The following is a 24,112-nucleotide window of genomic DNA, read 5'->3' on the forward strand; positions in this document are numbered from 1 at the left end:
TAAAAAAAACCTTCTCAAATTGAGAAGGTTTTTTAGTACGGGCGGAGAGACTCGAACTCTCACACCTCGCGGCACTAGATCCTAAGTCTAGCGTGTCTACCAATTCCACCACGCCCGCATTATTTTCTTAACAGAACTTAGGACTCTCTGCTAAGCGGTTGCAAATATAAACAAAGATTACAATATTCAAAGAAAGATTATTATAAAAATTTCTTTTTTTATCTTGGAGTTCTTATCTTGAGCAATCTTTTAAAAAAAACAGCGAAAATGAATAGGAGTAAAGCATACGTAGAAGAAAATAAGCAAAGGTTTATAGAAGAATTAGTTCAAATTCTTAAAATACCATCGGTGAGTGCAGATCCTGCCTTTAAAGATGATGTGATAAAAACGGCAGAAGCAATTAAAGAAAGTCTAAAGAATGCGGGTTGTACACTTACTGAAATTTGTGAAACTCCAGGTTACCCTGTGGTTTATGGAGAACGTATCATAGACGAATCTTTGCCCACTATTTTAGTATATGGACATTATGATGTTCAACCTGCTGATCCTATTGAGCTTTGGGATAATCCTCCTTTTGAGCCGGTAATAAAGAAAACTGAAATTCACCCTGAAGGAGCAATTTTTGCTCGTGGAGCATGTGATGACAAGGGACAAATGTATATGCACGTAAAAGCTTTAGAGTATATGGTGCAAAATGATGACTTGCCTTGTAATGTAAAGTTTATGATTGAAGGAGAAGAAGAAGTAGGGAGTGAGAACTTAGGATGGTTTATAGAAAGAAATCAAGAAAAGCTTAAAAACGATGTGATTTTAATTTCTGACACAGGGATGATCGCTAAAGATGTCCCATCTATAACCACAGGTTTACGAGGCTTAAGTTATGTAGAAGTAGAAGTTACAGGTCCTAACAGAGATTTACATTCTGGGTTGTACGGTGGTGCTGTAGCTAACCCTATTAATGTGTTGAGTAAAATGATAGCCTCTCTTACCGATGAGAATAACCATATCACCATTCCAGGATTCTATGATAAGGTTGAAGAATTATCTAAGGAAGAGCGCGCTAAGATGGCGGAAGCTCCGTTTAATTTAGAGAAGTACAAAGAAGCATTAGACTTAAATGATGTTTATGGCGAAAAAGGATACGTAACGAATGAAAGAAATTCTATTCGTCCTACCCTAGATGTCAACGGAATTTGGGGTGGTTATATAGGTGAAGGAGCTAAAACAGTAATACCAAGTAAAGCTTTTGCGAAAATTTCTATGCGTTTAGTTCCCAACCAAGATTGGAGAGAAATTACACAATTGTTCAAAACTCACTTTGAAAATATTGCTCCAAGCGGAGTTACGGTAGAGGTAAGACCTCACCATGGAGGTCAAGGTTATGTAACTCCAATTACAGGAATCGAGTATCAAGCTGCTAATGATGCCTATAAGGAAGTTTTTGGTAAAGATCCAATTCCGCAAAGAAGTGGTGGGAGTATTCCTATTGTTTCTATGTTTGAAAAAGAATTAGGAAGTAAAACTATTTTAATGGGGTTTGGGTTAGATAGTGATGCCATTCACTCCCCTAATGAGAATTTTGGAGTTTGGAATTATCTTAAAGGAATTGAAACTATTCCTTTTTTCTACAAACATTTTACAAAATTAAAACAAGAAGAAACTAAATAAGATTTTAATCTTAAAATTTTTAATAACCGAATGTAGAAATACATTCGGTTTTTTATTTTTGCAATTCCTAAAAGGAAAAGAGTTTATGAAATACGCAAGGTTAACAAAAGAGCAATTGGATGAGTTGCATCCAGAATTTATAAATTTTCTAGCTTCTCAATCCATTACCGCAGAGGAGTGGGCAGAGATAAAAGAAAATAAACCACAATTAGCAGAAGATGAGTTAGATGTATTTAGTGATTTGGTTTGGGAAGGAGTTCTCAATCAGGCTAATTACTTAGAACACATCTCTAAGCAACAATTGTTTTTATTTCATATAGACGATATTCAAATGCGCCTTATCGGAATAAAAGTTAAAAATGATGCGATTAATATCACTACCAAAGAAGGTTATGCTTGGTTACAAGATAACTTGCTTAAAGAAGATGTAGAGATCTATAATTCAGTTAAAGCGATATCAGAAGATCGTAATAAAGACATCTTTGCACTCATTCAGCAAGGAGCCAATATTACTAAAGGAGAGCTTTTTCAATATTTTGAAAGAATAATAGAGGTAGATTAATTTAGCCTCTATTATTCATAACGTAAAGATTCTATCGGATTCTGTTTAGCAGCTTTAAGAGCAGGATAACCTCCAGAAATAATAGCAATCAATAACGATATCACGGTTGCCGATATGATTGCCCCCCAAGGAATACTAAAATCAAAATCGGCACTTACAGCCACAATATAACCGATTAGCATCCCTAATATAATTCCTAAAATTCCGCCAAGCTGACCTATAATAATAGTTTCGCTAAAAAACTGAAATGCAATGGTATTCTTTTTAGCTCCCAAGGCTTTTCTAACACCAATCTCACGTGTTCTTTCCGTAACTGAAACCAACATAATATTCATTAACGCTATAGAAGAACCTAGAATGGTGATAATAGAAATGATCCAAGCGGCAGCATCTAGGTAGCCAGTGATTTTAAAAATTTCATTTAAAAGGCTGTCACTACGTTCAAGTCCAAAATTGTTCTCTTCTTTAGGTTGTAGCTTTCTAATTTTTCTAAAAGTAATAATAGCTTCATCTTGAGCGCCTTCTATCATCTCCTTATCATCAACCTTTACGCTAATATTGTAGTTGGTGTTTGCCAAATTAAATAGGGTACGTGCTTTTTGAATAGGAATTAAAACACGCAAATCTTGATTGTTTCCAAAAGTCGAACCCTTGCTTTCTAAAACTCCAATTACTTTAAATTTCGCACCACGTACACTAATGGTCTTATTTATGGGGTCTATATTTTTAAAAATACCATCTTTTAAATCAGATCCTATTACGCATACGCTTACATTATTTTCAATATCAAAATAAGAAAAATCTCTTCCTGTTTCTACTTCTAACCCAGAGTTGGTTAAAAAATATTCATTTACCCCCAAAACGCTTACTTCGGGATCGGTTTTTTCTTTTCCGTACCTTATTTCGGCTGTAGAAGTTCCTGTAAAAGAGATAGAGGTGTTGGTATTTGGGTAAATAAAATTGTCTTTAAATTCTTTAGCATCTCGATAAGTAACTACGGGATTAATTTTTTGAACCTCGCCACTTCCTCTGGTTTGCACCGTAAAATCATAACGTTGTAAATTAAAAGTATTGGCTCCCATAGAAGCAAAATCACTCGTAATTGTATTTTCTAAAGCATTTACAGCGCTTAAAATACCTACTAAAGCAGTAATACCAATGGCGATAATTAAAACGGTTAAAATAGTTCTAAGCAGCTGTGTTCTAATGCTATCTAAGGCTATTTTTATATTTTCTTTGACTAATGAAAACATGAGTTAAGGTTAAGCGTTGTTAATAAGACGACTTTAAGCTTTAAAAGTTACTTAAAATATGTCTTTTGTTTAATTATCTTTGTGACTTTAAATTTTGATATGGCACAAAAACCAACAATACCCAAAGGAACAAGAGATTTTTCTCCTGTCGAAGTTAGTAAAAGAAATTATATTTTTTCTACCATCAAATCTCAATTTCAAAAATTCGGATTTCAGCCTATAGAAACTCCCAGTTTTGAAAACTCAGATACTTTAATGGGAAAATATGGAGAAGAAGGAGACCGACTTATTTTTAAGATTCTTAATAGTGGAGACTTCCTTAAGAAAGTAAATGATGACGCTTTCGCGGAAAAAAATAGCCAAGCCATTACTCCGAAAATTTCAGAAAAGGCATTACGTTATGACCTTACTGTTCCTTTCGCGAGGTATGTAGTACAACATCAAAACGAAATTGAATTTCCCTTTAAACGTTATCAAATACAGCCTGTGTGGCGTGCAGACCGTCCGCAAAAAGGAAGGTTTAGAGAATTTTATCAGTGTGATGCAGATGTAGTAGGGAGCGATAGCCTTTGGCAAGAAGTAGAATTCGTTCAGCTTTATGATGCTGTATTTACTTCTTTAGGTTTGGAGGGAGTAACTATAAAAATTAATAATAGAAAAATTCTTTCTGGTTTTGCCGAAGTGATTGGAGAAAGCGATAAACTCATCGATTTTACCGTAGCATTAGATAAATTAGATAAAATAGGAGAAGAGGGTGTCATTAAAGAAATGCAGGCTAAAGGAATTTCCGCGGAAGCGATAAAAACCATTACGCCTATATTTACTCTAACTGGAGATTTCTCTACTAAAATTGAAGGCTTAAAAGCTATTTTAAACTCTTCTGAAGAAGGAAAAAAAGGAATAGAAGAATTAGAGTTTATACAGCGAGCCATCGAAGCGATGCCTTTAAAAACAGCTAAATTAGATTTAGATGTGACTTTAGCACGCGGACTTAATTATTACACTGGAGCTATTTTTGAAGTTGCTGCTCCCAAAAATGTGAAAATGGGATCGATAGGCGGTGGAGGTCGTTATGATGATCTTACAGGCATATTCGGACTTAAAAATATAAGTGGAGTTGGTATTTCGTTTGGCTTAGATAGAATTTATTTGGTGTTAGAAGAACTTGGTTTATTTCCAGCTTCCGCGGAAGCAAATACACAAATCATTTTTATCAATTTTGGAGAAAAAGAAGCGCTATACGCAATGAAAGCGGTAAGAGAATTAAGAAACCAAAATGTCGCTGCCGAAATGTATCCTGATGCTGCTAAAATGAAAAAACAAATGAATCACGCTAATAAACGAAACATTCCTTTTGTAGTTTTAGCAGGAACCAAAGAAATGGAAGAAGAAACGTTTACTTTGAAAAATATGGTATCTGGAGAGCAATCTACCGTGACTCTAGAAGAAATGCTAAAGACAATCAAATAATCTTAAAAAAAATCCCGAACAAGTGTTCGGGATTTTTTTAATGTGGTTAAAGCTGCTGTGTTCTAACTGGGTTAAATAATAATTTGAACATCAATAAAAATATAGCGTGATTTATGGTAAAGAAAAGAATGTTTTAATTTCAGCTAGAACGATGTCATAATCTTGTATGCTGATATAGAGAACTATAATACTTCTACGTAAGGAAATACAGGAAGATTGGTAGTCACGAGTTTGAATTAAATATCAAATCAAATAATGAATCTGTAAAATTATTTGTATCAAATTCTATATTTAACTCTTTATATGCCGTTTTAAATAAAATAGATATGCATTGAACAGCATCAGTAACAGGTACTGGATCAATCCACATTGGCCAAAAGGAAAAAGAACTAGCATGTGCAATTTGTGAGTACATTCTCCATCTAGATAAGAAAACAGAGGAATCACTTAGATCTATATATTGCATTTTTTGGAACATTGTCAATCCCCAGGGATCATCAAAGCTAAAATGTTCATTTTCTAATTTTATATATTCTTGTAAATTTTTCTTATCATTTTTATCTCTGTTATGATAGGATCTATAAGTATCAGCTTTATTTTTTTTTATTCTCTTTAGTGTTTTCTCAGGCAGATTATTTAGACTTATTCCGTACGTATTGTTTTCATAAATTTGGAGATCTCTTAAGTATAACCATTTCCTCCATCTTTCGTTTGTCAAGTCTTGGTCGTTTGTATTTTTTAAAATTGAAAAATTAGCGACTGATTCAAATAAAAACCTTGTAATTAAACAAGATTGTAACCATTTAACCCCGTTTCTTTGATTTTTTTCGTGTAATTCAATAACATTACTAACCAATAGTGAACATTGATTTAGTATCAAATCAGAAAAAATTAATTTTTTTTCCTCAAAATTTTCATAATTTCCAGTCCGTTTTCCAATATTTAAATTGAAATTTTTTTTATAATGTAAAAATATTAATTCGTCGCTTTTCATTATTTACAATTTTTTATTCCGGCAAAAAAGGTATTTCTGTAGTTTTTACATTCCATCTATACTTATTTCTATGTCCAAATAGACTGAATGACTCTCTAGCTCTGTGCAAATGTTTATTGGGCCCAATAACAAACTCATCCAAACCTAAAGTTTCAGAACTAGATAAATCAAACTCATAGTAAGGTATTAGCATATTTTTTGTCGGACGATAATTACATTTTTGATCACTAATTTTAAAAGGACCACCTATTAATCTCCATTCTTTCTCTTCCTTAAAAGAGGGATGTTTAATGCATTTTGCGAGTATTGAGAACATTGAATTGAAAACCTGCCAAAAAAAATTATGATTGTGTATGTCAAATTTATTTTTTTTATATAGTTGAGTTATATCATCGATAATTCTCTTAATTGCTTTCTCTTGATCTTCCAAAGAATAAATACAGGGATAGATTTTAAACTGTTGTTCATTTGAGATGTTTAATAATTCGGTATAATTAAATCCCATTGAAACACCACTATCTTTACAGTAGCCTCTCCATTGACTTAAAAGATCTTTTTCCTCAGACAATGAAAATACAAAACAATTGTTGGAGTGGTCAAAAACGGTATTTTCTAAAAGCTTTTCGTAAACATATTTCTCATCATTTCCTAAACTGGATTTAAGAAGTTTAATTAAATACCTTCTTCCAATATCACCTGCATATTTAAATTCAGATTCATCGTTGAGAAAATTTATTTGTGTAATCCATAACTTTTTCGAGTTTATTATGTTAAAAACAGAATCGTAAGAGGTGTAGTGGTATAATTTTTCTGGTATTTCATTTATTTCAATCGGTGGAATGGTCGCATATCTTTGACCTTTAGGTCCCACATAAATATAAGACTCTTGTTTATTGTCATTCATAAATTTTTATTTCTCATAAATATAACGCTTCCATATAAAACTTTTTTAAAAAGTTATAGACATCTTATTCACAGAAAACTATTTTGATAGCTATATTAAGTCCATTTAACACTGTGCAAGGAGTATTAAATACAAAACGTTTTAATTAACGTTTAGGTATAACAAAAGATCTGATTATCAATAAGATAAGTTATTATTATTTGTGTTACTAAAAAAAGTAGAGGAGTTTTTGTGAAGTGGTTTTTTGAGAAGTTTCCATTTTTTTAGCCGTCTTAAAAAGTAGCTAAAAATAGATTGAACCAAATATGAACCAGTAATTAAGGTAAAAACTGAAAAACCCCCGTAAGTACAGGGGTTTTTGTAGTCTATGTAGCGAGACCGAGATTTGAACTCGGGACCTCCGGGTTATGAATCCGACGCTCTAACCAACTGAGCTACCTCGCCGTTTGCGGGTGCAAATATAGTATTATTTACTTATCGAACAAATAAGTTTTCAAAAAATAAAAAATTAATATTTAGCTTTCTATTTAGGAAAGAATATATATATTGCCTTTCAACAAATAATAGGTTTATGAGTACAAAAGTTAAATACGAGATGGAGTTTCCTATACAGGTCTCACCATCGTTATTATATCAATATATATCGACCCCTTCTGGGTTAAGTGAATGGTTTGCAGATAACGTTAACTCTAGAGGAGAAGTCTTTACTTTTATCTGGGAAGGAAGCGAAGAAAAAGCCAAATTATTAAGTAAAAAAAGTGGTGAGCGTATTAAATTAAGATGGCTTGCCGATGAGGAAGAAGGAGAAAGCTATTTCTTTGAAATGCGTATACAGGTAGATGAAATCACCAAAGATGTTTCTTTAATGATTACCGATTATGCTGAAGATGACGAAGATGAAATTAAAGAAGGAAAAATGTTGTGGGATAATATGGTTTCAGATTTAAAACATGTCGTAGGATCGGTTTAAAAAATCATTTTATTTAAAGTATATTTGCCTCAATTTTACACAAAATTGAGGCTTTTTTATGATTAATTATAACGGAAAAATAGTATCGCCAAAAGAGGCAAGCTTATCTATAGATAATAGAGGTTACCAGTATGGTGATGCGCTTTTTGAAACTTTACGAGTAATTAATGGTAAAATCATGTTCTGGGAAGACCATTACTTTCGTTTAATGGCTTCTATGCGAATTTTGCGTATGGAGATTCCCATGTCTTTTTCTCCAGAATTCTTAGAAGAAGAAATTCTTAATTGTGTAAAAGAAAATCATTTAGAAAACGACTCTGCACGGGTTAAGATAAACGTTCATCGTCTTCCAGGTGGTTTATATCTTCCGCAGCAGCGAGAGATTGGTTATCTTATTACAGTTAGCTCTTTGCAGTCTCCATTTTACATAGAAAATGAGTCGGCACACGAAGTAGAATTGTTTAAAGATCATTATGTAAATAGTGGATTGCTTTCTACTCTTAAAAGCAACAACAGGATTATAAATGTTTTAGGAAGCATTTTTGCCGAAGAAAACGGATATGATAATTGTTTACTGCTCAATGAGAAAAAATCTGTAGTAGAAGCGCTTAACGGAAATATCTTTTTAGTGAAAGGAGATGTGATAAAAACGCCGCCTTTGTCTGATGGTTGCCTTAACGGAATTATAAGAAAAAACCTGATATCAATTATTGGTAAACTTGAAGATTGGGATTTAAAAGAAGAAAGCATTTCTCCTTTCGAACTCCAAAAAGCCGATGAAATATTTATTACCAATAGTATTGTAGGTATTCAGTCGATTACAAAGTATAGAAAGAAAGAGTATGTTTCCGCGAAAGCGAATAATTTACGAGCAAAACTAAATACGCATGCACGTTTAGGTTAGTTATAACTAGGGTTTTCTGGAGCATTAGACCAAATAAGGTATTCGCCTCCCAATTCTTCCAGTTTCTCTTTCCAGAAGTTATTATAACTCTTTTCTAGAACGTCTTCTTGAGTATATTGATTGATTAAAATCCAAGCTTTGGCTGCTAATTCTTCTTCTAGTTGATTCGTATCCCAACCAGAATAGCCTAAGAAAAACTTAATTTCTTTTTCGGTAATTAGGTCTTTCTCAATTAACTTTTTTACAGCCTCAAAATTTCCTCCCCAATATATTCCTTCAGCAATCTCTATACTATCTGGAATTAAGCTAGGGACTTTATGTATAAAATATAAATTGTCTTGTTCTACAGGACCTCCATTATAAACTAGAAAATCTTTCTTTATATCTGGAATAAGTTCACTAAGGTTATGCTCTAAAGCTTTATTTAAAATAAAACCGATAGATCCTTCTTCACTATGATCTGCTAAAAGAATCACAGAACGGTTAAAAGAAATGTCTCCGATAATAGATGGCTCGGCAACCATTAAGATGCCTTTTTTTGGTTTTAGTTCTGTCAAAGTGTAAAGTTATTTACTTAAAAATAATTTAAAATTTTTAGAAGAGCAAAATTTTCAACAAAAAAAGACCCTATAAAAGGGTCTTTTAATTTATCTATAAAGATTTCTTAGTTTACAGACTTCTGTAAATCTGAACCTGCCTTAAATTTAACTACATTTTTTGCAGCAATTTTAATTGTCTTTCCAGTTTGAGGGTTTCTTCCTTCACGAGCAGCTCTTTTAGAAACTGACCAAGATCCAAATCCTACTAGAGATACTCTGTCTCCTTTTTTCAAAGATCCTTCTACGTTTTCTAAGAAAGATTCTAATGCTTTTTTAGCAGCTGCTTTAGAGATTCCAGCATCTTCTGCCATAGAATCAATTAAATTTGTTTTGTTCATAATTTTTGTTTTAAACTAATTGTTGGTTAAACATGTATTCGTCACTACAAATTTATACGCTTTTACCTTTCATGCAAGTAATAGCAGGGGAAATGCATTAGATTGTTAATAACTTTGGTTAATTGTTGATAAATCTAGCTTGTTTTTGTGGAAATTTATGCAATCCTAGTCTTTTCAGGGCTTCACAGCATTTTTGCATTTTCCATAAATTGGTAGCCATTCAACAGGTCTTTTGTTTTCATTTTTCTTTTTCCTGGAAGTTGCAATTCTTCTATTTTGATAAAACCGTCTATAGTGGCAATGAGAAGCTGTTTTTCTACAAGAGAAATTTTTCCTAACTCTAAATTGTGTTTTTCTAAAGTATAGCCTGCCTGTTGAATTTTACATCGCAATACTTCTTCTCCATTTTCTAATTGTGTCCAAGCCACAGGGTAAGGACTTAAACCTCTTATATGATTGTAAATCTCTTTGGTAGATTTAGTCCAATTTATTTTGGTGTTTTCATTGACCAACTTATAGGCTGTTTTTAAGTCTGCAGACTCATTTTGCTTTTTTAATTCTACATTTCCACTTTCAATGATTTGTAAGGTTTCTACGACTAAATTCGCTCCCTCGTGCATTAATTTATCATGAAGAGTTCCTGCGTTGTCTTTTTCGTCTATATCTAGCTCTTTACTCAAAATTACCGATCCCGTATCAATCTTTTCATCAATAAAAAAAGTGGTCACTCCAGTAGTAGTTTCACCATTAATGATAGCCCAATTAATGGGAGCAGCACCTCTATATTGAGGAAGCAGAGAAGCATGTAAATTAAATGTACCGTGGGTAGGGAAGTTCCAAACCTTTTTAGGAAGCATCCTAAAAGCAACTACAATATTTAGATTTGGCTGTAGCCGATTTAAATCTTCTTGAAAATCATCAGACTTTAAATTGGTAGGTTGTAATACTTCTATACCTTTTTCTTCGGCAAAAAGCTTAACAGCAGATTTTCTTAATTTTTGACCTCTACCAGCTGGTTTGTCTGGAGCGGTAACTACACCTACAACAGTATAATTTTCTTGAATAATTTTATCTAAAATGGTTACGGCGAACTCTGGAGTTCCCATAAAAAGAATACGTAAAGGTGTCATTTTTTTAATTTAATAATATTATTACTGCTAATTGAAATTATTTTTTTGTCGAGCATCGCTCTTAAGATGTAAATGGTATCTTCTTCTTTAGCTTTAATTTGCGGAACTATTTCTTTTAAATTACAGTCTTGCTGATTTAAGATAGCTAGAATTTGCTGGTAAATATCGTTATAAACTCTTTTTGTTTGCTTTTTCTTTCGCTGAAGACAAACAGAACATTTTCCGCACTCCTCTAATTCGCTTTCACCAAAGTAAGCTAATAATTGGATTACCTTACATTGATCATTTGAACTTACAAAAGAGGTTACCGCTTTTATTTTTTCTTCTTTTAATTGATATTGTTGCTTTATGTATTTAGAAATCGGGTTTATAGTGATGTCGTCCTCTCTAGGAACCAAAAATACTAAGCTGGTGTCTTGATTAGCGATACTTAAATCAATTATTTTTTCTTTAGCTAAGTGTTCTAGTCTACTTTTAATAATGTCGGGGGAAACCTCAGATTTTTCACTCAGTTTTTCAACTGAAAAACTAGTCTTATGTTCAAAAAAACCACCTTTTAATCTAAAAAGTGTTTTTAAAATTTGTTCATATTGCGGGTTTCTCTCCAAAAAATAAAAAACCTGTTTACTTGAGATTAAAAACTGAAGCGAGGTTTTTTGAGAAAATTCTTTGGTAAGTTTTAAAATACCTACTCGATCTAATAATTCTAAACTATTAAAAGTAATAGCTGTAGGGAGTTGATAGTTTTTACAAAAATCAATAAAATTAAAATTGTGTTCCGTTTGTTCTCCTTCTCCATAAGCAATTGAGAAGTAGGAGTTTAATTTTTTATAAACTAATTTAACGCTTTTTATAGTGGGAATATGTTTTAAAAATTGATTTTCGAGCAATAGAAAGTCATGGTCGTTATAGAGTAGGAGGGAAGTTGCGTTTTCTCCATTTCTACCTGCTCTTCCTGCTTCTTGAAAAAAACTTTCTAAACTTTCTGGGAGGTGAAAATGAATTACGTTTTGAACATTTTCTTTATCTATCCCCATTCCAAAAGCTGTCGTAGCGATCATCACTTTAAAATCTTCTTTTAGCCAGTTTTCTAATAATTGATCTTTCTTAGAGGTTTCTAATCCGCCATGATAAGCATCAGCAGAAATTTGATTTTGTTGTAAGGTTTCTTTTAACTGGAGGGTCGCTTTCCTGTTTCTTACGTAAATAATACTCGGTCCTGTATTCTTTTTTAAAAATGTAAGGAGTTGATGAGTTTTATCTTCTTCATTTTTTACAAGAAACTGAATATTATTCCGCTTAAAGCTATATTTAAAAACATTTTTAGAATCTATATTCAGTGTTTTTAAAATATCTTTTTGTACCTGTTGAGTAGCGGTTGCTGTTAAAGCAATTACGGGAATGTTGGGATGAATTTCTTGTAAAATACTTACTCTTCGGTAAGAAGGTCTAAAATCATGTCCCCACTCAGATATGCAATGGGCTTCATCTACAGCAATTAGATTTACGTTCATCTTTGCAATTCTTTCTTGCACTAAATCTTGCTGTAGGCGTTCGGGAGAAAGGTAAAGAAACTTATAGTTTCCGTAGATACAATTATCTAATAGCGTGTCAAGATCTTTGTAAGAAGTTCCACTTTTTAGCATTAAAGATTTAATGCCTTTAGAATTAAGGTTTTGTACTTGATCTTGCATTAAAGCGATAAGTGGAGAAATGACAATACAAATCCCTTCTTTTATAAGCGCAGGAACCTGAAAACAAATAGACTTACCACCTCCTGTAGGTAATAAGGCTAAGCAATTATTTCCCGTTAATACGTGATTTATAATTTGTTTTTGTGCAGGTTTAAAGCTAGAAAAACCCCAATAACTCTGTAATATGTCTTCAGGGGTTTGCATTAATTACTCAGTTTTAGAATGTTTTAAAATAAACTCTACACGCTTTTCAACGGAATCTTTAGGGACTTCAATTAAATTATAACCTAATTGAGTATAGGTACTAACAAGCTGTTGCTGAATTTTTTTTGCCTCCTCTAAGCTTTCATAGCGTTCGTTATCTGAAACATAGATATCATCCCAAATAGGAAGTAAAAAAACCTGATCGTAAGTATATTCTAAGTTAGCTTTTTCAAATTTTGAAGGGTATTTATCCTCCTTATAATCTAAATAAGCGGTAATATCTGGAATTCCTCGATCTATAAAAACATAATTAGCATTAGTAAAATTGGCTTCTTGGTGTTGTTTAATTCTGCCTTCTAAGAGTAATTCGCTAAAACGCAAAGGTTCAGTTAAAAAAAGTTGTTGCGTACCTTCCTCTTGAGCCTTTAGGGTGATTTCTCTTGATATTTCTTGAAGACAATGGTAACCCATTTGTTCTAAAAGAGTTATGATTGATGATTTTCCTGTTGCAGGACCACCAATAATTAATATTTTTTGAGCCTTAGCCATGAATTCTTTTTTTTGGCAATTTAAAAAAATGAATGAAGTATCTTTGTTTTTAAAAGATATAAAATTTATGAGTTCAAATAAAGAGCGTGATGACTTTTATAAAAAATTAAAAGTTAAATTAGAAGAAACAGCCCAATGGCCTAGTGAATATTTATATAAATTTATCGTGCCTTCTAGTCCAAAAAAAATAGCCGAAATAGAAAACATTTTTGATAATATGGGAGCTGTTATAACTACAAAAGAATCTTCTAAGGGTACTTATACAAGCGTTTCTATTAACGTTAAAATGAAAAGTCCAGATACGGTTATAGAAAAATATATAGAAGTAGGAGAAAAGGTAGAAGGAGTAATTTCTCTATAAATTTATTTTTTTTCTTAAAAGTATAAGGTAGTAGCTAATTATTTGTTATTTTGCAAGCGTTATAAGCTAGACACTACAGCTTCAACAATATTTATACCTATATAATTTTCAATTTTGATATACGATTTAGAATACAACTCAGAAAGGAGTAAACTTTTTATTCCAGAATATGGCAGACATATTCAAAAAATGGTAGAACATGCGATAAGCATAGAAGATGATAAAGAAAGAAACGAAGTAGCTAAATCTATCATTGCTGTGATGGGAAACTTAAACCCACATTTGCGCGATGTGCCAGATTTTCAGCATAAACTATGGGATCAGCTTTTTATTATTAGTGATTTTAAGCTAAATGTAGATTCTCCATATCCTAAGCCTTCTAGAGAAAAACTTCAAGAAGCACCTTCTCCATTGGCATACCCTCAAAATTATCCTAAATATCGTTTTTACGGAAATAATATCAAGACGATGATCGACGCTGCTTTAAAGTGGGAAGAAGGAGATTTAAAAGAGGCGCTTGTATTTAATATCGCTAATCATATGAAAAAATGTTACCTTAATTGGAACCGAGATACGGTGGACGATAAGGTAATTTTTGATCATTTATTTGAATTAAGTGATGGTAAAATTAATTTGAATAAAAAAGAAGAAGACCTTACTGAAGCCTCAGATCTTATTCGAGGTAGTAACAGCAAACGTTACAGTAAACCATCATCTACTTCTGCAAAATCTACACATAAAAAAAATCATCGTAACCGTAGCCGTAAGCGCTACTAATTTTTTTATTACCTATGGCTACTTTTCAAATTGAAGGAGGACATTCTCTAAAGGGAGAAATAACTCCGCAAGGAGCGAAGAACGAAACCTTACAAATTCTTTGTGCAGTTCTATTAACTGATGATGAGGTTATCATTGAGAATATCCCAGATATTAGAGATGTAAATAAACTCATTGGTATTTTAGGTAATCTAGGCGTAAAAATCCAAAAATTAGGAAAAGGGAAATATTCTTTTATCAGCGATAAGCTTCACTTAGATTATTTAGAAAGTGAGTTGTTTAAAGAAGAAGGAAGTAGCTTAAGAGGTTCGATAATGATTGTAGGACCTTTGTTAGCTAAATATGGTAAGGGTTATATTCCGCGACCTGGAGGAGATAAAATAGGGAGAAGAAGATTAGATACACATTTTGAAGGCTTTATAAAATTAGGAGCCAAATTTAGATATAATAAAGAAGAGCGTTTTTACGGAGTAGAAGCGCCTAAGGGCTTAAAAGGTACCTACATGCTCTTGGAAGAAGCATCGGTCACTGGTACAGCAAACATTTTAATGGCAGCTGTTTTAGCAAAAGGAATAACCACTATTTACAATGCAGCTTGCGAACCTTATTTACAACAGCTTTGTAGAATGTTGGTTTCTATGGGAGCTAAGATAAAAGGTATAGGTTCTAATCTTTTAGAAATTGAAGGAGTAGAAAAATTAAATGGTTGTACTCACAGAATTTTACCTGATATGATCGAAATAGGTTCATGGATAGGTTTAGCTGCTATGACCAAAAGTGAAATTACGATTAAAAATGTAAGCTGGGAGAATTTAGGTTTAATACCTAATACTTTTCGTAAATTAGGAATTACCATAGAGAAGAAAGGGGATGACTTATATGTTCCTGCCCATAAAGATGGGTATGAAGTACAAAGCTTTATTGATGGTTCGATTATGAATATTAGTGATGCTCCTTGGCCTGGTTTTACACCAGATTTATTGAGTATTATGTTAGTAGTGGCAACACAAGCTAGAGGAAGTGTGCTTATACATCAAAAAATGTTTGAAAGCCGACTTTTCTTTGTAGATAAATTAATAGATATGGGGGCTAAGATTATATTGTGTGATCCTCATAGAGCGACTATTATTGGTCATGACTTTAAATCTACTCTAAAGGCAACTACTATGACAAGCCCAGATATTAGAGCTGGAATTTCATTACTAATTGCTGCACTCTCGGCAAAAGGAACTTCAACTATTCATAATATTGAACAGATTGATAGAGGTTACGAAAATATAGATGGAAGATTAAAAGCAATAGGAGCTAAAATTACAAGAATGTAATTTTTAGTAAACTCAATAATAAAAAACTCCTTAGAATATCTAAGGAGTTTTTTATTTATATAGGTGTAATTTATTCTATTTTTTCAGTCTCTTTCTTCTGTTGATATCCAAACAGGTGTTGCTCTCTTACAAGGCTTGCCGTATTTTCAGGGAGCATTTCTTCCCAACCCTCTTCATCATTCGCTATCATTTGTAAAGCTTCTCTAGAATAAATATCCATAATAGAAGGATCGTAGTCTTTAATATCAACTACTTTTCCGTTGTATTTAAAGAACTTATAAAGCTCTTTCATTCTAGGGTGCACTTTTAGACTGTCACTATCAGTAATCTGATTTGTTTTTCCGTCTTTCCAAGGGTATAAATAAACCTTTAAGTCTTTAAAGAACAGTTTACCAAAAGCTTCTAAGATTCCTCCGCTAAGGTGACGATAGTATTTTTCATCAAAAATATCAATGAGGTTGTTAACTCCCATCGCTAATCCCATACGTTGTTTAGTATAACGAGAGAAATATTCTACAACTTTGTAATACTCTTGAAAGTTAGAAATCATTACCGTATGACCTAAAGAGCATAATAGTTTAGCTCTATCCATAAAGTCTTTCTCATCTATTTCTCCTTCAGATCTTAAATTGGACAAAGTAATTTCAAAAATACAAATGGTATTATCTTCCTTCACTCGTTTTTCATCTAAGAAAAGCTCCATAGAGTTTTTATAGATATCCATATTTACTTTGGTAACAGGCCTAAAACTACCTCGTAAAGCAAGTACATTTTTCTTGTAAAGCACACGTGCAGGTAAGACATTATTCCCATCTGGGGCAAACATGACCGCTTCGGTCATTCCGTTTTTAACAAGCTGTAAACTCATTAATCGGTTATCTACTTCTTTAAAGCGAGGTCCAGAAAAATTAATCGTGTCAATTTCTATTTGGTCTTTATCTATGTGATCATAAAGATATCTCAATAATTTTTTAGGAGAATCATATTTATAATAAGCTCCGTAAATTAAGTTTACTCCGAGAATACCTAAAGTATTTTGTTGTAAACGAGCATCATTTTCATGAAATCTAACGTGTAATATAATTTCATTATAATCTTCCCCTGGTGTAACTTGATATTTGATACCTACCCAACCATGACCTTTGTATTTCTTTGCAAAATCTATGGTAGCTACCGTATTTGCAAAACTAAAAAAGAGCTTGTTGGGATGTTTTTCACGATCAATGCGTTCTTCAATAAGTTTCATTTCATGAGATAACATCCGCTTTAAGCGAGCTTCAGTAACATATCTTTTGTCATCTTCAACTCCATAAATGGCGTCACTAAAATCTTTATCGTAGGCACTCATGGTTTTGGCGATGGTACCCGAAGCACCACCTGCTCTAAAGAAATTTCGAACCGTTTCTTGACCTGCACCAATTTCCGAAAATGTTCCGTAAATATTTTCGTTTAAATTAATACGAAGTGCTTTGCTGTTGATAGAAGGAATGTTTTCAAATTCCTTGTCGCCCATAATGGTAATTGGCATAGCTATATATAAAGTTTTAATATCATTATTACACTATCAAAGGTAGTGAATTGACATTTAAACAAAAAAATATAACTACTTTTGTGACAAATTTAATGCGTGAAAATTACATTTTTAGGTACTGGAACTTCACAAGGTATTCCTGTTATAGGAAGCGACCACCCTGTTTGTCTAAGTAATAACCCAAAAGACAAGCGTTTGCGGGTATCTGTGATGATAGAGTGGGGCGAGAATCGATATATTATTGATTGTGGTCCAGATTTTAGACAGCAAATGTTAGCTCACCAAGTTTCAAAAATCAACGGTATTCTATTTACGCACGAACATAACGACCATATTATAGGTTTAGATGATGTTCGTCCCTTTTATTTCCGACAAGGCAAAATTTCTGTGTATGCACATCCTAGGGTAGTTAGTGCTCTTAAGAAAAGGTTTGACTATGTTTTTGAAGAAAAAAATAAATATCCCGGTGCTCCCGAAGTGGATGTGATAGAGTTGAATGGAGAACCGTTTAAACTAGATCAATTAGAGGTAACACCGGTAAATGTCTTACACAATAAATTACAGGTTTTTGGATTTAGGCTAAAAGATTTTGCTTACATCACCGATGCAAAAACAATTAGTGCTGAAGAGAAAAATAAAATTAAAGGCCTCAAGGTTTTGGTGATTAACGCTTTACGGAAGGAGCCTCATCATTCACATCTTAATCTAGAGGAAGCTTTGGCTATTATTAAAGAACTTCAGCCTGAAAAAGCTTACTTAACGCATATAAGTCATTTATTAGGTTTCCACGAAGAAGTGGAAGCAGAGTTGCCAGAAAATGTATTTTTGGCTTACGATAATCTTAAAATTGAAATCTGATGAGAGGAAAATTATTTATGTTTTTGTTTTTATTTGCTTTACTATATATTGTTTTTCAGTTTGCAAATTCAAAAAAAGGTTTAGAAAGACAAGAAGCACAAATTGAAAAACTTACTCAAAAAAACGAACAGCTTGAGCAAGAAAAGGATTCACTAGTCAATTTAATAGGTGCTAATAGTAAATTTTCTTTATTGAATAGTGATAAAGCAAAAATGTATATTGAAGATAGAGATTTTCAAGTGCAAGAGTTTAATGGCTTAATTCAGTCTCAAATTTTAGATCAAAACAGTATAGATAGCGATAATCCATTAGTCCCTTATCAAGGAATGGAAGGAAATATGGCTGTTAATGCTATAAAACTTCTCAACCATAAATGGGGGATTGCAGAGTTTACCGATGGTAAATACTGGGGAGAGCTTATCTTCAAATATTTTATCAATGAAGATAGAACGATAGATATAGAGGTAGCCGATTCTTTTTTATATGCTAACTAGCTAACCATTCTTTAAACTCTCTAAAGTTGTCAGGATTTACACCGTGACCAACTGGAAATTCAGAGTATTGATTATCAATTCCTAATTCGTCTAAAAAGGCTTTGTTTTTTCTAGCCCATTCTACAGGAATTACTTGATCTACATTTCCGTGAGAAGCATAAATTTTTAGGTTAGAAAAATCATTATCTTCATAACCAGATTTGTAAATTGAAGAGTGAATATATCCGCTTAAAGCGACTACTTTATTCACTTTTGCTGGATAAGAAAGAGCTACAGCGTAACTTAAAATAGCACCTTGACTAAAACCAAGTAAAGTAACATTATCCGCATCAGCGTGATATTCTGTTACAATTTCATCTATAAATGTAGAAATCAATTCACGAGATGCAATAGCTTGTTCATCATTGGTAAATTTACCTCCTTGAGCATCAAAATTAATATCATACCAAGCATTTCCGTAAGGAAGCATTTGTTGTGGCGCTTTCGCGGAAACAATCAAATAATCTTTAGAAAGCTCTGATGCAAATGAAAACAAATCATTTTCATCGCTACCATAACCGTGTAACATTAGAATTAATGGTGCTTTTCCTTCTAATTGAGAAGGTCTTAAAACATGTTGTAGAGATAGATTTTTTGTGATCATTAGGCGATTTTGTTAAACCATTTTTGAAAATAAACACCAATAAATGGGAGTAAGTTTTTTTTGCCTTGTAAGGCTCCAATAAAACTATATCCCCATAAAATAAAATTAAAAAGTAAAAAAGAAGAGAAAATGCTAAGGAATACAAACTCACTTTCTACATCATTAAAACCATTTGCAATAGCCATGGTTAAGAAATATATAATATGTATACCCAAAGCTTGTTTAATATGAAAACTAGCAAATTTATTTTTTGCTTCATTATTCATAAACATGGCAATAATGCAACCTATTATCGTTAAATAAGCTACAATAGCTTTCGATTTTCCTGTTTCTATTTTAGAAGTGGTGTTACTCATTAATGATAAGATTTTTTTCTGCGTAAACTCCCAAAACTTTCCCAGACAAAGTATAGTCTAAAAACATAGAATTTTTGGAGGAAGAATATATATGTTGATTTGTAAAGGTATAATCACCTTCTGGATTGAAAAACGTAAAATTAGCAACTTCTCCTTCTTTAATTTGAAATGAAGGTATGTGAAAACGATTTTTATTTTTGGTGAATACCTCAATCGTTTTTTCTAAGCCAAGTAAATTATTAAGTGCGCCAAAAGCCGACTCTAAACCAATAGTTCCAAACAAGGCGTTTTCAAATTCCACCTTTTTGTTTTCAATGTCAATAGGAGTGTGATCTGTAGTGACCATATCTATAACTCCATCTTTAACACCTTTAATTAATGCTTTTTGATCTTCTTTAGACCTTAACGGAGGCATCACTTTAAAATGACTATTAAAAGTATCTAACTTGTCATTATTAAAAATGAGTTGATGAACCGCCACACTACAAGTGACATCTAAACCTCTTTTCTTAGCTTCTTTTATAAGCTGTACAGATTTTTTACTAGAAATAGTTGGAATATGTAACTTACCTCCAGTATATTCTAAAATATGTAAATCTCTACTTATTTGTAATTCTTCGGCAAAAGAAGGAATTCCTTTAAGTCCTAGAATAGTACTTTGTTTGTTTTCGTGAACGTAACCTTTATGTGCAATAGATTTGTCTAATGGAAATGATTGAACCAAACCATCAAAATTCTGTACATATTGTAAAGCAATTTTAAGCAAATTAGGGTTGTTCACAGGCTTCTTGTAATCATAAAAGGAAACCGCTCCTGCATTTTGCATATCATACACTTCTGCAAGATCTTTGCCTTCACTATTTTTGGTTAGCGCAGCAATAGGATAAACATTTACAGCTTGCTTCTTGTTTTCTTTTTGTAAAAAATTTATAGCAGAAGCGTGATCGGCAATAGGATTGATGTTAGAGTTTAAACCAATTTGAGTAAAACCACTTTTTGCGGCAGTTTGTAATCCGTTTTCTAAAGTTTCTCTTTCTTCGTATCCTGGTTCTCCAAAAGATACACTACTATCAAACCAACCCTCAGAAAGATGTAGGTTTTCAAACTCTACGGTTTGATCCACCTTTTCCTCAATTTTAGATTTAATAGAAGATATAGTTCCGTTTTCAATAAGTAAATCTACTGTTTGTTGATGAAATTCACTGGAGGGCTGTATTATTTTAGCCGACTTAATAAGTAGTTTCATAAGTTATCCTTATTGTATGATTAACTAGCAAAAATGAAATGAGAACTACTCTAACTTTAAAATTAAATCTATTTTAAAAATTTAAGTAGCAACATTTCTATCGCTAAAAATACTAGCGCAAAAATAACAAACCATTTCCAAAGTTCATCAACTTCGCTTTGGTTTCTTAGGGTAGAAAAATAATTCTTTAAACTATCTTTTATCTCTACATTTTCAAATTGGTCTAGGGATAAACCAGTCAAATTACTTTCTTCACGGTTGTAGTTAAAACCTAATGTTGTAATAAGTTCATTTTGCTTTTTCACCTCAAAATTACCTGCTACAATAGGTAAATCTTGGGCAGTAGTAATTTTCACTTGTTCACTTAATTTCCGCTGCAGCGGAATCAAATCTATTTCATTTTTAACAAGATGTAATACTTCATCTTCATTTAATGGTGTAGAAATATCGATCTCGTTAATGTCTCCCACGTTGTAATATAATTGTGGTAAAGAAACACTTTGTAGAGCCATATTGTAAAATACGGGAACAATAAGCGGAGAGTTTTTAAAGTTGGTAGACTTTTCGCTTAAAGCGGATTTAAATAAATAAAAGTGATCTTTTTCGGTTAAAAATGCCGTTTGGTCATTGGTTAGAAGAGCCGGAGATCCATAATCATCTATTTGATAACTTTGATAAACACTAGGATAATTAAAATTTGAAATTTGTTTGCGAAATACATTTTTAAAAAGCGGATGAGAAAACCTAATTTGAGTTACTTTTAATTCCTCCGTTTTTTTACCTACAATTTTACCCCGATTCAAACTGACTAAAAATGAATTATAATTTTCATAATCAATTTCCTCGTGAGGAATAACCACAATGTTCTTTTCCTTTTTTGTTTTTTCGCGCAGCAAGGTCTGGAGACTTACAGGAATTTGTTTTAGTTCATTTACCACAATCAAATCTGCACTTTCTAAAACCGAATAATCTGCTTCATTTTCTTTGAATGCGTGAAATTCAAAAGCTTCTTTGTTGGCGAATATGTTTCGTAGAAAAGTATCATCATTTGCAGATATTGAAGCCACTTTAATTTTTGGAGAGGTATTGACTCCAAAAAATAACTCATTGTCATAGGCGAGTGAGTTGTCTTCTATAGCGAGTTTTCCGTAAAGTATTTTTTCTTCATTGAGATTAAAAATGACATGCTTAGATAAACTATCTTTAAAGCTTATACTGCTTTTGGCTAATAATTGCTCTTGATTGTATAAAGCGATAGGAAAAACATCTTCGGTATTTTGATTGGATGTAACTCGAATATGCAATTGGTAATCTTTGTCAATTTTATTATCGATGTAAGCAGAATCTACACTTAGGTTTTGTTGTTTTTTCGCTTGAAGCGGAATTAAATAATTTTTATAATTCTTATTGAAAAAATTATCAGAATCTATTGAATTCCCTTGAAAATCTGAAATAGCCAAAAACGCCTTAGAGTTGTTTATTTGAGTGTCAAAAAAGTTTTGAGCTTTTAAATAAGATGATTTTAAGCTTGGATTTTTGGCGGTAAAATTGATCTCTAATAACTGATTTTTAATTTTATCGATGGTTGTATTTCGATAAACTTGATCGTTGGTAAAAAGAGTAAATTCTTTATTAGACGGGATCGTAGTGATTAAATTTTGAACCGCCTCATTTAAAAGATTAGCATTATCGCCTTCTTGTTGCATGCTAAAAGAGTTATCTAGATAAATAACTAAACTTTCATCTTGTAAACTACTATCTGCAGCAGGGAAATAGGGCTGGGCAAAAGCAAGAATAATAGCTGCTAAAGCAAATAACCTAGATAGGAGAACTAGCCATTTTTTTACTTTAGAACTTTTTCTAGACTGCTGTTGTATTTTTTTGAGAAAGGCAACATTGGTAAAATATTCTTTTTTAAACCTCCTTAACTGAAAGAGATGAACTATTATAGGAATAATCAATAAACATAAAGCATATAAAACTGAGGGGTTTTTAAATAGCATATAGGAGTTTGATTATTTTTTTATAGTAAACGAAACCTTAGTAAATTCTCCCAACTCTGATTTTACTTTAATTTTTCCGCCAAGCTTTTTCACTAATTTTTTAACGGTAGAAAGCCCTATACCATTTCCTTTATTTCCATTACGATCTGTAATAGCGGCAGTAGAAAATAAGTTAAAAATATCTTTTTGTTTTTCTTTTGGAATTCCTACACCGTTATCATTAACAGAAAAATGGTAGAAACCTTCTTTTTCTTTGCATTTTATCTTAATGACAATCTTTTCTTTATCGTTGTATTTTAAACTATTTCCGATAAGGTTAAGCAAAATCTGCTCTAAAGCCGCACGGTTACAGTGTAGTTCAAGATTTTTGTGTGGTAATTTTATCTCGCATTCGTGCTTAATATTAAAGAGATCTATAATTTCTTCTAGCAATTGCTTTAAATCAAAGCTTTCTTTAGATTTTTCGTGAGCTTTTACTTCACTCTCATAAAGGTTTAAGATGCTAGTAATATATTCACTTAAGCTAAAGCTAGATTTCTTTAAGTAATTTAAATAGTTAACCCCTTCTTTGTCTAATGTAGTTTCATATTTTTTCTTTAAAATATCTACGGTGAGAACCATATTTGCTAAAGGCATTTTAATATCGTGAGATACTGTACCTGCAAAATCTTGAAGTAGAGAGTTTTTTTCTTTTAAAGATTTTTCTGCTCTTTTTAAAAGATCAAAATTACGTCTCAGTTCTAATAACTTTACAATCTGTTTAGATAAAGCTCTCAGTGATTTTTTTTGATTATCACTAATAGTTCTCGGTTTGTGATCGATAATACAAAGCGTTCCTAAGGTCATTCCTCTGCTATCGGTTAACTTAAAACCGCAATAATAAATGACAGGTTGATCTGGAGACTGAGTAAGTGGATTGTTTTTAAAACGGTCATCTTCCAATGCGTTTTTTATCTCTAAAACATCTTCTTCGGCTTCAATAGCGTGAGTGCAAAAAGAAATATTTCTTTCGGTTTCGCACATTTCTACACCTACTTTAGATTTAAACCACTGTCTATTAATATCTATAAAAGAAATTAGAGCCACTGGCGCATCAGAGATATAAGCCGCTAACTGCGCGATATCATCATACTCCGCTTCATTTGGTGTGTCCAAAATGCGATATTCATCTAAAGCTTTTAAACGCTTTAATTCGCGTGAAGAAATTTCTTGAGTGATCATATAAGTAGACCTTTTGCAGGCAGTTAATTTTAAGTAAAGATAAAAAAGTAAGTATGAT

The 24,112-nt window shown here is 32.3% G+C and carries 24 protein-coding genes and 2 tRNA genes; 10 read left to right on the forward strand and 16 right to left on the reverse strand.

Features of this window, described 5'->3' with window-relative positions; translation table 11 throughout:
* Positions 1-36: 36 nt before the first annotated feature.
* Positions 37-118: transfer RNA gene (locus LX95_RS10065), tRNA-Leu, on the reverse strand.
* A gap of 149 nt (positions 119-267) precedes the next feature.
* Here LX95_RS10065 and LX95_RS10070 point away from each other — a divergent pair.
* Positions 268-1,668 (forward strand): dipeptidase, encoded by a 1,401-nt coding sequence (locus LX95_RS10070; RefSeq protein ID WP_111541320.1) that lies wholly within the window; start codon positions 268-270, stop codon positions 1,666-1,668.
* 85 nt (positions 1,669-1,753) lie between these two features.
* Positions 1,754-2,230, forward strand: a complete 477-nt coding sequence (locus LX95_RS10075) for a DUF6495 family protein (RefSeq protein WP_111541321.1) — start codon at positions 1,754-1,756, stop codon at positions 2,228-2,230.
* 11 nt (positions 2,231-2,241) lie between these two features.
* Here the strand turns inward: LX95_RS10075 and LX95_RS10080 are convergent, their stop codons facing one another.
* Positions 2,242-3,483 (reverse strand): ABC transporter permease, encoded by a 1,242-nt coding sequence (locus LX95_RS10080; RefSeq protein ID WP_111541322.1) that lies wholly within the window; start codon positions 3,481-3,483, stop codon positions 2,242-2,244.
* A gap of 99 nt (positions 3,484-3,582) precedes the next feature.
* Between LX95_RS10080 and hisS the strand changes: the two genes are divergently transcribed.
* A complete protein-coding gene (hisS, locus tag LX95_RS10085) occupies positions 3,583-4,953 on the forward strand; it encodes a histidine--tRNA ligase (RefSeq protein ID WP_111541450.1) in 1,371 nt (456 codons plus the stop codon).
* 223 nt (positions 4,954-5,176) lie between these two features.
* Here hisS and LX95_RS10090 read toward each other — a convergent pair whose 3' ends face one another.
* From LX95_RS10090 to LX95_RS10100, 3 genes are all read right to left on the reverse strand, one after another.
* On the reverse strand, positions 5,177-5,947 hold the full coding sequence (locus LX95_RS10090; RefSeq protein WP_111541323.1) for a hypothetical protein: 771 nt from the start codon (positions 5,945-5,947) through the stop codon (positions 5,177-5,179).
* Positions 5,948-5,960: 13 nt separating this feature from the next.
* Entirely contained in the window at positions 5,961-6,851 is an 891-nt protein-coding gene (locus tag LX95_RS10095) for a DUF2971 domain-containing protein (protein ID WP_111541324.1), read from the reverse strand.
* Positions 6,852-7,221: 370 nt separating this feature from the next.
* Positions 7,222-7,295 (reverse strand) — tRNA-Met (locus LX95_RS10100).
* A 127-nt stretch (positions 7,296-7,422) separates the two neighbouring features.
* Here LX95_RS10100 and LX95_RS10105 point away from each other — a divergent pair.
* Together LX95_RS10105 and LX95_RS10110 are read left to right on the forward strand one after the other, a co-directional pair.
* Positions 7,423-7,821, forward strand: a complete 399-nt coding sequence (locus LX95_RS10105) for an START-like domain-containing protein (protein WP_111541325.1) — start codon at positions 7,423-7,425, stop codon at positions 7,819-7,821.
* Between the two features lie 58 nt (positions 7,822-7,879).
* The gene (locus tag LX95_RS10110; protein ID WP_111541326.1) at positions 7,880-8,725 is read left to right on the forward strand and encodes an aminotransferase class IV; all 846 of its coding nucleotides are present in this window, start codon (positions 7,880-7,882) and stop codon (positions 8,723-8,725) included.
* Here the strand turns inward: LX95_RS10110 and LX95_RS10115 are convergent.
* The 5 genes from LX95_RS10115 to LX95_RS10135 form a co-directional block, all read right to left on the reverse strand.
* On the reverse strand, positions 8,722-9,282 hold the full coding sequence (locus LX95_RS10115) for a YqgE/AlgH family protein (protein WP_111541327.1): 561 nt from the start codon (positions 9,280-9,282) through the stop codon (positions 8,722-8,724). The two genes, LX95_RS10110 and LX95_RS10115, sit on opposite strands and share 4 nt — an antisense overlap.
* A gap of 107 nt (positions 9,283-9,389) precedes the next feature.
* Positions 9,390-9,662: an HU family DNA-binding protein gene (locus LX95_RS10120; protein WP_111541328.1), complete on the reverse strand. Its 273-nt coding sequence runs from the start codon at positions 9,660-9,662 to the stop codon at positions 9,390-9,392.
* Positions 9,663-9,844: 182 nt separating this feature from the next.
* Entirely contained in the window at positions 9,845-10,792 is a 948-nt protein-coding gene (fmt, locus tag LX95_RS10125; protein ID WP_111541329.1) for a methionyl-tRNA formyltransferase, read from the reverse strand.
* Positions 10,789-12,690, reverse strand: a complete 1,902-nt coding sequence (locus tag LX95_RS10130) for a RecQ family ATP-dependent DNA helicase (protein WP_111541330.1) — start codon at positions 12,688-12,690, stop codon at positions 10,789-10,791. Before LX95_RS10130 ends, fmt begins: the two co-directional genes overlap by 4 nt.
* Positions 12,691-12,693: 3 nt before the next feature.
* Entirely contained in the window at positions 12,694-13,239 is a 546-nt protein-coding gene (locus LX95_RS10135; protein WP_111541331.1) for an AAA family ATPase, read from the reverse strand.
* A gap of 67 nt (positions 13,240-13,306) precedes the next feature.
* On the opposite strand from LX95_RS10135, the gene LX95_RS10140 reads away from it, so the two are divergent.
* The 3 genes from LX95_RS10140 to murA all read left to right on the forward strand — a co-directional run bounded on the left by LX95_RS10140 (position 13,307) and on the right by murA (position 15,702).
* A complete protein-coding gene (locus LX95_RS10140; RefSeq protein ID WP_111541451.1) occupies positions 13,307-13,600 on the forward strand; it encodes a DUF493 family protein in 294 nt (97 codons plus the stop codon).
* A 114-nt stretch (positions 13,601-13,714) separates the two neighbouring features.
* Positions 13,715-14,377: a DUF4290 domain-containing protein gene (locus LX95_RS10145; protein WP_111541332.1), complete on the forward strand. Its 663-nt coding sequence runs from the start codon at positions 13,715-13,717 to the stop codon at positions 14,375-14,377.
* 14 nt (positions 14,378-14,391) lie between these two features.
* A complete protein-coding gene (gene murA, locus LX95_RS10150) occupies positions 14,392-15,702 on the forward strand; it encodes a UDP-N-acetylglucosamine 1-carboxyvinyltransferase (RefSeq protein ID WP_111541333.1) in 1,311 nt (436 codons plus the stop codon).
* A gap of 70 nt (positions 15,703-15,772) precedes the next feature.
* On the opposite strand, the gene LX95_RS10155 is transcribed toward murA, so the two are convergent.
* Entirely contained in the window at positions 15,773-17,230 is a 1,458-nt protein-coding gene (locus tag LX95_RS10155) for a TonB-dependent receptor (RefSeq protein WP_111541334.1), read from the reverse strand.
* A gap of 99 nt (positions 17,231-17,329) precedes the next feature.
* On the opposite strand from LX95_RS10155, the gene LX95_RS10160 reads away from it, so the two are divergent.
* The gene (locus tag LX95_RS10160) at positions 17,330-18,091 is read left to right on the forward strand and encodes an MBL fold metallo-hydrolase (RefSeq protein WP_111541335.1); all 762 of its coding nucleotides are present in this window, start codon (positions 17,330-17,332) and stop codon (positions 18,089-18,091) included.
* The gene (locus LX95_RS10165) at positions 18,091-18,585 is read left to right on the forward strand and encodes a hydrolase (protein ID WP_111541336.1); all 495 of its coding nucleotides are present in this window, start codon (positions 18,091-18,093) and stop codon (positions 18,583-18,585) included. Before LX95_RS10160 ends, LX95_RS10165 begins: the two co-directional genes overlap by 1 nt.
* On the opposite strand, the gene LX95_RS10170 is transcribed toward LX95_RS10165, so the two are convergent.
* The 5 genes from LX95_RS10170 to LX95_RS10190 form a co-directional block, all read right to left on the reverse strand.
* Positions 18,578-19,228 carry an alpha/beta hydrolase gene (locus tag LX95_RS10170; protein ID WP_111541337.1) on the reverse strand — a complete coding sequence of 217 codons (651 nt, stop codon included), beginning with the start codon at positions 19,226-19,228 and terminating at the stop codon, positions 18,578-18,580. The genes LX95_RS10165 and LX95_RS10170 overlap by 8 nt on opposite strands.
* A complete protein-coding gene (locus tag LX95_RS10175; RefSeq protein WP_111541338.1) occupies positions 19,228-19,584 on the reverse strand; it encodes a hypothetical protein in 357 nt (118 codons plus the stop codon). Before LX95_RS10175 ends, LX95_RS10170 begins: the two co-directional genes overlap by 1 nt.
* On the reverse strand, positions 19,577-20,830 hold the full coding sequence (locus LX95_RS10180; RefSeq protein ID WP_111541339.1) for a dihydroorotase: 1,254 nt from the start codon (positions 20,828-20,830) through the stop codon (positions 19,577-19,579). Before LX95_RS10180 ends, LX95_RS10175 begins: the two co-directional genes overlap by 8 nt.
* Before the next feature lie 68 nt (positions 20,831-20,898).
* Entirely contained in the window at positions 20,899-22,833 is a 1,935-nt protein-coding gene (locus tag LX95_RS10185) for a BatA domain-containing protein (protein WP_111541340.1), read from the reverse strand.
* A gap of 12 nt (positions 22,834-22,845) precedes the next feature.
* On the reverse strand, positions 22,846-24,054 hold the full coding sequence (locus LX95_RS10190; RefSeq protein WP_111541341.1) for a sensor histidine kinase: 1,209 nt from the start codon (positions 24,052-24,054) through the stop codon (positions 22,846-22,848).
* Positions 24,055-24,112 lie beyond the last annotated feature (58 nt).

Source organism: Mesonia algae (assembly GCF_003253545.1).
GTDB lineage: Bacteria > Bacteroidota > Bacteroidia > Flavobacteriales > Flavobacteriaceae > Mesonia > Mesonia algae.